The sequence below is a fragment of the Candidatus Borrarchaeum sp. genome (assembly GCF_019058535.1).
GTDB lineage: Archaea > Asgardarchaeota > Sifarchaeia > Borrarchaeales > Borrarchaeaceae > Borrarchaeum > Borrarchaeum weybense.
This window is the reverse complement of record NZ_JAHPYX010000223.1, coordinates 1-11,165: the sequence shown is the minus strand read 5'-3', so window position 1 is coordinate 11,165 and position 11,165 is coordinate 1. Positions and strand designations below refer to the sequence as shown.

The 11,165-nt window shown below is 37.8% G+C and carries 7 protein-coding genes; 3 read left to right on the top strand and 4 right to left on the bottom strand.

The genetic code is table 11. The features are described from left to right. The 4 genes from QVB70_RS13655 to QVB70_RS13640 all read right to left on the bottom strand — a co-directional run. On the bottom strand, window positions 1-463 hold a 463-nt coding region (locus tag QVB70_RS13655; RefSeq protein WP_287587291.1), incomplete at its 3' end, for an alcohol dehydrogenase catalytic domain-containing protein. Window positions 464-473: 10 nt separating this feature from the next. Further along, the gene (locus QVB70_RS13650) at window positions 474-2,039 is read right to left on the bottom strand and encodes an NAD(P)H-hydrate epimerase (protein ID WP_287587289.1); all 1,566 of its coding nucleotides are present in this window, start codon (window positions 2,037-2,039) and stop codon (window positions 474-476) included. Window positions 2,040-2,120: 81 nt separating this feature from the next. Continuing rightward, window positions 2,121-3,341 carry an MFS transporter gene (locus QVB70_RS13645; protein WP_287587287.1) on the bottom strand — a complete coding sequence of 407 codons (1,221 nt, stop codon included), beginning with the start codon at window positions 3,339-3,341 and terminating at the stop codon, window positions 2,121-2,123. Window positions 3,342-3,641: 300 nt separating this feature from the next. Continuing rightward, the gene (locus QVB70_RS13640) at window positions 3,642-4,925 is read right to left on the bottom strand and encodes a glycosyltransferase family 4 protein (protein WP_287587284.1); all 1,284 of its coding nucleotides are present in this window, start codon (window positions 4,923-4,925) and stop codon (window positions 3,642-3,644) included. Window positions 4,926-5,132: 207 nt separating this feature from the next. Between QVB70_RS13640 and QVB70_RS13635 the strand changes: the two genes are divergently transcribed. The 3 genes from QVB70_RS13635 to QVB70_RS13625 all read left to right on the top strand — a co-directional run. After that, window positions 5,133-6,341 (top strand): glycosyltransferase, encoded by a 1,209-nt coding sequence (locus QVB70_RS13635; RefSeq protein WP_287587280.1) that lies wholly within the window; start codon window positions 5,133-5,135, stop codon window positions 6,339-6,341. Window positions 6,342-6,804: 463 nt separating this feature from the next. Beyond that, entirely contained in the window at window positions 6,805-9,000 is a 2,196-nt protein-coding gene (locus QVB70_RS13630) for a bifunctional alpha,alpha-trehalose-phosphate synthase (UDP-forming)/trehalose-phosphatase (RefSeq protein WP_287587277.1), read from the top strand. Between the two features lie 188 nt (window positions 9,001-9,188). Further along, the coding region (locus QVB70_RS13625) for a glycoside hydrolase family 15 protein (protein WP_287587274.1) at window positions 9,189-11,165 on the top strand (1,977 nt) is incomplete at its 3' end.

The following is an 11,165-nucleotide window of genomic DNA, read 5'->3' as shown; positions in this document are numbered from 1 at the left end:
CCCCTGGGCATAAGAGTGGTGCTATGTCCTCGGGATCCATATCTACGCCCTGAAGTGAAAGAGCAAAGTCTTCCCTAATGGTCATATATTCCGCGAAACCGCCGTTAACATGCCAGCCCGTGCATTTGTACTCAGGACAGTAATTCTCCCTTCCTGAGAGGCAGTACTTACATCTTCTGCAGGTGCTATGCAACCAGGATACGCCCACTTTGTCTCCGCTTTTAAACCTCTTAACCTTATCCCCTACTTCATCCACCACACCGATGACCTCATGTCCTGGAACAATTGGAGATTTCTTCAAAGGAAGGTCGCCCTCAACAATATGTAGGTCCGTCCTGCAAATACCGCAGGCTGATATTTTTATCCTTATTTCATCTCCTTTTGGAATTGGTGTTGGGAGATTTGTGAACTCCATTGGTTTTTCTTCGATACTAGCCTGTTTCCTTGCTATCCATGCTTTCATAATTATCCACCTATACATAGTATATGCTGTGATAGAAGTGGTTAAGTATCTCATTGCCCCTTTCTCTATATCTTTTGAGAGCTATAGTAAGGTAGTCGATGATATTCTGGGCCGTGATTTCGTCCGTTTCCTTGTTTTCTGCAGTTATATCTGCCGATAAACCATGAATGAAGACGCCAGTCACAACCGCTTCCTCTATAGAAAGACCAAGACCAAACATCGCAGCAATGCAGCCCACAAGTACATCTCCAGACCCTTCAGTTATCATATCAGGATTGCCACTCATATTGATGCGAACAGTTTTGTCAGGGTAGCTTATCAGAGAATGGGCAGCCTTTAGTACAATGATCGAATCAAGGGTTTTTGCCATCTCTTGTAAGATATCAATAATAGTTACTTCAATTTCTGCTGTATCCTTAGATACAATCGAGGACATCTCACCTAGATTAGCAATAAGAACTGTGGGTTCTGCTCTTGACCTTATTACTTCTATATTCTTTGATATGACGGTAATACTATCATTATAAAAAAGAAGAGGGCGCTCAATCTCCTCAGCTAGGATCCTCACCAGTTCCTGAGTTTCCTTGTTTAGTGAAACGCCAGAACCTATTACCACAAGATCCATTTGCTCTGCTATCTCTAAAAGTTGATCTTTGTTTTGCATCGCGATGCTCCCGCTCTTCGTTTCTGTTAGGTGAACGAAAGCTATCTTTTTGTCCTCGTTGGCTATGAAAGGTATAACCGAGTGAGGGGCAGCAAAGCGTGAGTAATCGCCTCCTGCTTTTAGGAACGATGATACCAAGTAGTATGGGGACTCGTGATATCCCTTGGCCCCTGCTATGAATAAGACCTTTCCAATATCTCCCTTATGCCCGTTCTTTGGTAGCGGAGAAGGAATTCCTATCTCTATCTTTAACTCGGGTTTGTTATAAAGTTCTGGAGGGAATGATATATGAGTAACGTAGAGTTTTCCACAATATTCAAAGCCAGGATAGATGACGTTGCCAATCTTCGGTAGACCGTAGGTTATAGTATAATCGGCTCTCACGGCTACACCCATAATCTTTCCGGTGTCACCGTTTATCCCCGAAGGGATGTCTATGCTGACAGTCAATTTTTTACTCTTGTTTATTAGATTGATTATATCTCTATATTTGCCCTTTACCTCCCGTGTAATACCAGTCCCTAAGATGGCATCCACAATAACGTCACAATTCATGATATAAGATCTGAGCGTTTCTCGGTCCTCTACCTTCCGGACCTCGATGGGCAATTTGGAAACAATCTCGAAGTTCTTTCTAGCGGATCCTTTAAACTTACCCTCATCGCTCATTAGGAAGACCCGAGCAGTGCCGCCCTGGGAATGTATCTTCCTGGCTGCCACAAGCCCATCACCGCCGTTATTGCCTGAACCACAAAGGATGATAAAATCCTTCCCCTTTATGCCTATCTGATCGAGTATCACGAAGTAAGCTGCCTGACCTGCATTCTCCATGAGGATATCCCCAACGATACCATAGTCCTCAATAGCACATTTATCAAGATTCCTCATCTCTTGTACCCTACTCACCTTCATTTTTTGTACCCCTCATTAAATTAGGCTATTATGTTATTGTTATATGCCCTCTCATCATCCAAACCTCCTAATCCTCAACAATTATGATGATGAGATGGTTTCGCTTACTTTTGATAAAACAATTACAGCACCAATAATAGGCAATATAGCCAGGATGAGAAACATAATTCTTAAACCAAATATTTCAGCCATTATACCTGCTATTAGGGTTCCAGTCACAGCTCCAAAGGTTATAGCAGAATTGAGGTAACCCATAGCTTCGTTGTGGCTGGCAGAAGGCGCGACATCTGATACAAAGGCACTTCCTCCAGTATAAATGCTTGCAAAAACAAAAGCATTAAGGACTTGGGCGATAATGAGTAAAATAAGGCTGTAGGATGTCGCATACATTACTAAAACAATACTAGTCCCAATTAATCCAAACATAATGATTATTTTTCTGCCTTTCATATCGGAAAATTTACCCACAGGGGACATAATTAAAGCTGAAATCCCTAAGTTGATAGCTATAAGGATACCAACCCATGTTGTCGACACTATTGTCGCAAAGAAAATGGATAATAAAGCAAATGACCCCCAATAAGCACTATATCTAAAGAATAAAGAGATATAAAACCAACTTAAGCCCTTTTCTTTTAAATATGTGCTTTCGCCACTTTTCGGTATGAATCGATTTTTCAAAGCGAGTATAATCTTGCTGAAGTTTCTTTCTTTAACAATGTCGGTTTTTGTCTCTCTCAAGAAGATAATCGTTAGGACAGCAGCAAGAACTGCAAGCATGCATCCAAAATAGAAGGTCATCGCAAAACTGAAAAGTTCAGTAATTGTCCCGCTCGAAAAAGAGCCTACTGCCCACCCCAATGAGGTTCCAGAATTTAAATATCCTAAGTTTTTACCTTTTTCTCCCGGTTCTGAGTATTCAGAGACCATGCCCATCGCGCAGGGTGAGAATCCTGCGGCTATGAATCCAAAGAGCCCCATTAATAAAATCAATGTTACTGGGAGTGCAATAAAAGAGATTATGAGAAAGATGACTGCAGATCCGAACAGACTAAAAATCAGAAATGGTTTTCGCTTCCCCATAATATCAGACAGTGACCCCATAATTATGGCCGTCACTGCATTAACTCCAAAGAACGTTCCGGCGATCAAGCTTGCTTGAAAAAGGGAGGCACCTAATACAGTTGTTGCATAAAGAGGAATTATAACGAAGGGTATTATTGTTACTGTATTAAAGAGCAAATTTACAATATTAATTGGCAACATCCAATTATTTGATTTATCATTATTTGCAGAATTCAAGAATTCACATCCTTTTTAAAATTAAAGAATTTTAAAATGTTTTTGTTCACATAATTAACCCACACAATACAAAATAGTCTACATCTTTAACTTAATTTTCAAAGGTAGCCAGTTCATCTACACGACCAGTGCCAGCGTCATAAGTATCAATTCTAATCTCCATTGATAATTTAAGCTTCACTAAAGTTGCATAATATAGCTTTACATCCATATTTAAGTTTCTTATATATCTTTTCATGTGTGTTTTCATGCCATCTTCAAAAATATTGAGAGAAAAGCTCTTGTAATCGCGTATAAATTTTAAAGAAATCTTTCATACACAGATATTGTATTCTCAGCTACATGATCCCATGTAAATTCTGCTAATACTCTTTTTCTTGCGTTTTCTCCCATTTTTTTTGCACGGTCGGGATCTTGGAGTATTGTTGTTACTGCGTTAGCGATATCATTTGGATCATTTGGATCAATAAGATAACCACATTGGTCTGTTCCTGCTTCTATTACTTGTTCTTTGAATCCAGAAGTTCCCATTGCTCCTACTACCACAGGTTTTTTCATCGCCATCGCCTCTAGACTAACAATTCCGAAAGGTTCGTAATGAGACGGAAAGACACACACATCTGAAGCTGCAATGCTTAGAATACGTTCCTCTTCCGAGATAAATTCATTACGAAAAATTACTTTATCTTGGAGATTTAACTGGCTTACAGTATCTTCTAAGTATTGGTACAAATTTCCCATACCCACAATGACTAACTTTGCGTTTGGCACATCAGCCAAAACTTGAGGCATGGCTCTGATTAAACAATCAACTCCTTTAACAGCAATTAAGCGTCCAACGTAAAAAATCATGAATTCATCATCTTGAATTCCATATCTTTCTCTAATTGTCAAAATACTTTCTTCAGGGATATTTTTTGGATTATATTTGTTTTCTGGGTCAACTCCATTCCAAATGACATTTATCTTATGGACAGGAAAGCCTACAGAGATGAGTTCTTCGCGCATAACCTTTGATACTGTAATTATTCCATCAGAAACTTCAGCACCCTTTGCTTCAAAGTTTTCTACAGTGCATGAGCCTCCTCCGAGTGCCCTCCCTCGTTCAGTAGAATGGACATGGAATATCAGAGGCAGATCTAGATGTCTTTTTGATGAAATTCCTCCAAGAACTGATAGCCAATCGTGAGCAGATAATATATCGAATTCTCTACGCTCTTTTTTTACGAGGTGACTGCAAAGTTTTGCAGCTGAAAATACATTATAGGTTATAACATCTGAAAAGAAACGAAGTCCTAATCCCCATTCTCTGAGTTCGGTATCAACAAAAGTTGGAAATAGACCGCTAAAATCGATAGGTGTCGGTCTGTAGACCTCAACACCACGCCAAATATCTCTTGTGAGGAGTTTCCCAGAAGGATCATTAAGGGTAAAGACCGTGACTTCATGTCCTCTTTTAATAAACTGTTGTGTTATCTCCAGAGCATATGTTCCTAATCCACCAACAATCTTGGGTGGAAATTCCCAGACAAAAAAGGCTATTTTCATATTTTGTCCTCGATATTCTCCATAATACGCAGACATAACGGTTTGCCTAGAGAACAACCAATACACTAATAACAAGTTCTTAAAGTTTTTGTAAAACAGTATTTTCAAAAATCTTTTATGAATATTGAAAAAATACTTCGTATTTCACTCGACCTATTTCTCAGCAATTCTAAAAATTTATAAATGAGATATACGGTTTTCCCTGTATATTTTCCCGATGAACCCACTGTGAGGTAAACCGAAATGGCATCTCTGAAAAACTATCGAAGCATTGTTGGAATAGAACACTTTGAACAACTTCAGATGAAGTCGGAAAAATTTTCTAAATATCACATCCTTTGTATTAACTCGACTTATCAAGGGGGCGGTGTTGCAGAGATGCTTAATAGTATGATTCCGATGTTTCATGACTTTGGGATAGATTTCGGCTGGAGAATTCTGCATGGGAATCCTGACTTCTTTAAAGTTACAAAAAGTTATCATAATGGACTCCAAGGCGATAAAGTAAATTTGTCAGAACGAAGGAAAAAAATCTATTACGAAACAAATAAACGCTTTTCAAAATTCACACACATAAATAATCACGACCTTGTAATAGTGCATGACCCACAACCTTTGGCATTAGTTGACTTCTACGAAAAAAAACAGCCGTGGATTTTTAGGGCTCACATTGATATAACTCATCCCAACCCAACACACTGGACTTATTTAAAAAACTTCATCGAACAATATGACCACTTGGTCATCTCAATGGAGAAATATAAAAAGGAGTTAAATATTCCACAAAGTGTTATCTATCCTGCAATAGACCCTTTATGCCAAAAGAACAAAAAAATCTCTGATAAAATGATTGATAGCACATTGACTAAACATGGAATTAATATAGAAAGACCAATCATTTCGCAAGTATCAAGATTTGATAAATGGAAAGACCCGCTTGGAGTTATAAGAGTTTTTGAAATGGTAAGGCAAAAATTGGATTGTCAGCTAGTTTTACTCGGCGCATTTGCCACAGACGACCCTGAGGGACAGCAAATATATGAAAAGGTTAGAAAAAAGGTTAATAAAAGTACATATAAGAAGGATATCAAACTACTTCTAAATGGAACAGATCTGATGGTTAATTGTTTACAGACTGCTTCTTCTGTTGTTATTCAAAAATCCTTAAGAGAAGGCTTTGGATTGGTTGTTTCTGAAGCCCTTTGGAAGGACACACCTGTTGTAGCTTCCAACGTTGGAGGAATTCCATTACAAGTAATTAATGGCATGAACGGATTTTTGCATGAACCAAAGGATATCAAAGGATTTTCTGAGAGCATAATAAAACTTCTGAAAGACGAAAAACTGAGAGATGAAATGGGCAAAAATGGAAAAGAACATGTAAAGAATAATTTCTTGATTACAAGACTAATGATTGATTGGCTTAATATATTTGAGAATTACTTAGATTAAAGGTTCTTCCACAACCTCTGCATCCCTCGTGTGCTTATTTTACGAAAATAAGTAGCAGTTAGCCTCATCTGTTTGAATGTGAGATGAGTAAGATTATTAATTTGAGTAATTAATAGTAGTTTCCTATGGATATGTGGATTTCTGTGTTTACTAGTAGTGATTTTAGAGTTTTAATATCGCTAATACCACAATATGCACACATAGTTTAAATGGGTCTACGATATATATCAAAATCTCGTAGATTCTCTTTAACCATACCAATTTCACTCTTACGAGAATAATGTGTTATATTCAATAATTAGACTCAAAGAGGATATGTATAGGAAATGAAAATAAAAGGAACATACCGTATTTGGTTTCATCTAATAACACAGATCCTGGCGTCTTGTGATATGTGCATGAAACAGCATAGAGATCGTGCATTACTAATAATCAATGAGATTACAAATTTTGAGGGGGACAAATGAATAGATTACTAATTGTTTCAAATAGATTGCCCATTAGTATAGAAAAGACAGAAAATAAGTTGGACTTTAAACGCAGTGTAGGGGGTCTGGCCACAGGTCTGAGTTCATTTTATAAATCATATGAGAGCCTATGGATCGGATGGCCAAATATAACCCTGGAAGATATTGAAGGAAAGGAAAACGAAGTCAACGCCAGATTGAAATCTGAGGGCTTTTATCCAGTCTATATATCCCAGCAAGACATTGAAAACTATTATGAAGGATTCTGTAATAAAACAGTTTGGCCTCTTTTTCACTATTTTACCCAATACACCAAATATGACGAAGTTACATGGAGAAGTTATAAGCGAGTGAACGAGGCTTTTTTTGAAGTTATTATGAAAGTTATTGAGCCAGGTGATGCTATTTGGGTGCATGATTATCACCTAATGCTGTTGCCAAAACTTATAAGAGAAGAGATTCCCGATACTACAATAGGTTTCTTCCTTCACATACCATTCCCCTCTTTTGAAGTATTCCGCCTACTTCCTTGGCGTAAAGAAATATTGAATGGGCTTCTAGGGGCAGATCTCATAGGATTTCACTCGTTCGATTATGTCCGGCATTTTAATTCAAGTGTTAGTCGACTTTTAGGTTATGAATCTACTTTTGGTCAAATCACGGTTGATAACCGGGTAACCAAAGTGGATACTTTTCCTATGGGAATAGATTATGAGCGATTTACAAGCGCAGTTCCTGAATCAGCAGTACAAGAGGAAATCAAACAAATTCGTAATGAAGTAGGCGAACGCAAGATAATTTTTTCAATTGACAGATTGGATTACACTAAAGGTATATTAAAACGACTGGAATCGTTTGACTTATTTTTAGATAATAATCCAGAATATGACGAAAAAGTAACTTTAATTTTAGTCGCAGTCCCTTCACGAACAGGAGTGGAACAATATGAGCTACTGAAAAAACAATTGGATGAGTTGGTCGGCAGAATTAACGGACAACATGGAAAGATTGGGTGGGTGCCTGTTTGGTATCTGTATCAATTCTTACCATTTCGAATCCTCGTTGCACTATATAATATTGCCGATATCGCCCTGATAACTCCTCTAAGAGACGGAATGAACTTAATAGCAAAAGAGTTCGTTGCTAGTAAACTCGACGGCAAGGGCGTGTTAATTCTTAGTGAAATGGCGGGAGCTGCAAGAGAAATGGGAGAAGCCATCATAATAAATCCAAACGATAAAGAGGAAGTTGCAAACGCCTTAAAGGAAGCACTAACGATGCCAGAAGAAGTTCAAATAGAAAATAACAAAATGATGCAAGAGAGGCTACGCCGTTATAATGTTGTCCGCTGGGCTGAGGATTTTATGGAAGGATTGAGTACTATCAAAGGAATTCAGCAAGAACTCTATGGGACGAAACTTACATATGAAAGGAAGATGATGTTAATTGAGAAATATCTCAAAAGCAAAAAACGATTGCTTTTATTAGATTACGATGGAACTCTTACTCCATTTGTAAAAAAACCCACAAAAGCGAAACCAGATGCTGAGCTCTTAGAAATGCTTAAATGTCTTACTCAGAATACAAATAATACAATTGTCATAATAAGCGGACGAGATAAAAAAATATTGGAAAAATGGTTGCGTGGTCTAAAGCTTGAAATGATTGCTGAGCATGGCGTGTGGCTTAAGGAAAAAGAAAGTATGTGGCAGATGATCGAGCCTTTAAGAAACGATTGGAAAGAAGAAATAAGACCACTGCTTGAACGCTATGTAGATAGAACTCCAGGTGCCCTCATCGAAGAAAAAGATTTTTCCCTCGTCTGGCACTATCGGCAAGTAGATCCAGAATTGGCTTTAATAAGGACAGGTGAGTTAAAAGCGCAGCTTTTAGATTTATTTGCCAATCTTAATGTTGCAGTTTTGGAAGGGAACAAAGTGATTGAGATCAAGAACGTTGGTATAAACAAGGGAAAGGCAGCGTTAAACTGGATTTCCAAAGATACTTGGGACTTTATTCTGGCAATAGGAGATGATGTGACCGACGAAGATATTTTTGCAGTCATTCCTGAATCAGGATATTCTATTAAGGTGGGATTGGGGCCCTCTCATGCTAAATTCAGTGTGAAGTCTTTTAGAGAAGTGAGATCACTATTAACAGAATTAGAAGAAATTGAAAGCGACAAGAAGTGAGTCACACTGGACTTTTCAACGGTGGTTTTTATCTTGACAGAGCAAAATGGAGAGAACAGATAGGCTCTGAACCTCTTGAAGGCATAAATTAGATTTAAGGGGGTTAATGGGGCTTTTTAGTTCGCAAATTTGATCATTTTAAACACATAAATTACTAGAGAGTGGATTAAGAAAAGGGGTTGAAGTCGTTGTTCCCAAATTATGGTTACTTAGGAAATGGTATCACTGGAATGCTAATAAATGAAAATTCTAATATAGAATGGCTCTCTCTCCCTCAGTTTGATTCTGATCTATTAATTGCTTCTATCTTAAATAAGTCTAAGGGCGGTTATATAAAATTGTTTACAAGAGATTCGGGTGAAGATACGTTTCTAGAAAACTTTGAGAGTGTTCATCTGCATTATTTGAATTACTATCCCATTTTAGTGAATATCCTGATGGATTCAAACTTAACTGTTCATCTCATTGACTATATGCCACATGCTACAAATTGTTATTTAAGGCGGCTCACTTTTTACGATAATCCTCCTGAAAAATTAGGGTTGACTCTTAAATTCTTCGATGATGCAGAAGTAAAACTGGAAAAAATTGGAAATATTGTCAAACTTACAGGAGGCAATTCTGAAATTTATCTTAGCTCAAAACACAACTTGAATATTGAAAAAGATAATATTATTCTAATAGATCTAGACAGAGATTTTTTCACCGAACTGCATTTTTCATTCGGAGGTCCGTGTGGAATATCACATCCTTTCAATCAGCAGTTAGACTTCTGGAAGAGGTTTTTTGAAAATACTGTTCAGATCAATGTCGGTCTCAGGGAAGTCTCTGAGATATATAAAATTAGCTTACAGGTTCTTCACAATTTGATCTATCATCCAACAGGGGCTGTTTTAGCAGCACCCACCACCAGCATACCTGATACACTTGGTAAAGACGGGAATTGGGATTATCGATACTGTTGGGTAAGGGACGCATGCTTCACCTCTGAAGCACTTTCTATGAGTAGTTGTTTTACGTCCTCTAGGAGAGTTCTAGATTTTCTCTTCAGTATTCAGGGCGATGATGGTCACTGGGAACACCCTCTTTATACTATCAATGGTAAAAAATTGGGGAATGAATCCGTGCTTGATATACCTGAAGAGTATGGAGGTAAAATTCGGATTGGAAATGCGGCATCAGATCAATTTCAAATTGATAGTGAAGGCCTAGTAATTAATTCAGTTCTCAAATACTATCAACACAGTGGAGATATCAACTATTTGAAAGAAACTTTCCCTCGATTGAAGTTGGCTGCAGATGTAATTTTAGACATCTGGGATCTCAAAGAGAATGGAATTTGGGAATTTAGAGGAGAAAGGTACAATTATGTCTATGGCAAGGCTATATGTGCGGTAGGGTTGAGAGATTTTATAACTATCTGCAAGGTTTTATCTTCACCGGTTATATTAGACCCCTATAAGGAAACGTTCGAAGCAATAATGAAGAAAATTGATACTAAAGGCTGGTCTGAGTCTCAAGGATCCTTTGTTCAAAGTTTTGAGAAACATATCTTAGATTCTTCCGTATTAGCGCTTAGTCTTTATGAATTAATTCCTATTGACGATCCAAAGATGATGAAGACAGTAGATAAAATTGTAAAGATCTTAGATAGAGACGGAGGATTTGCCCGATATCCAGATGAGGAGCATCCATTCTTTCTTTCTACATTCTGGCTTGCTAGACATTTTACCAGAGCAGGAAAGTTCGATAGATACTACGATTTGCTTTCTTCTGCAATTTTTTGCTCAAATAGTCTAGGACTGATGGCTGAGCATTTTTACCCTAGCTCCTTAGAGCAGAGAGGTAACTTTCCGCAAAGTTTTAGTCACGAAGAGTACATAAAAACGATCTTAGAAGGATTCTTTGATATCCGCTGCGCGGATTTTCAGGTCGTCGTTCCAATTGATATCTTTAAATCCTCTGAGATACACAATTTTAAATTCCTTGGCAAAGATATTTCTTTGAAAAGTCATATAGATGAACATCTTACGAAGGTTTATTTGAAAACTCCAGAAGAAATCACCTTCTTGATACCCTGTGCTGCTGGAGAGGAAATTAGCGTTGAGGGGGGCAGATATCAACTTGAAGAGCCCTATTTCAAAATAGTTCCCGCTACCGAGAAT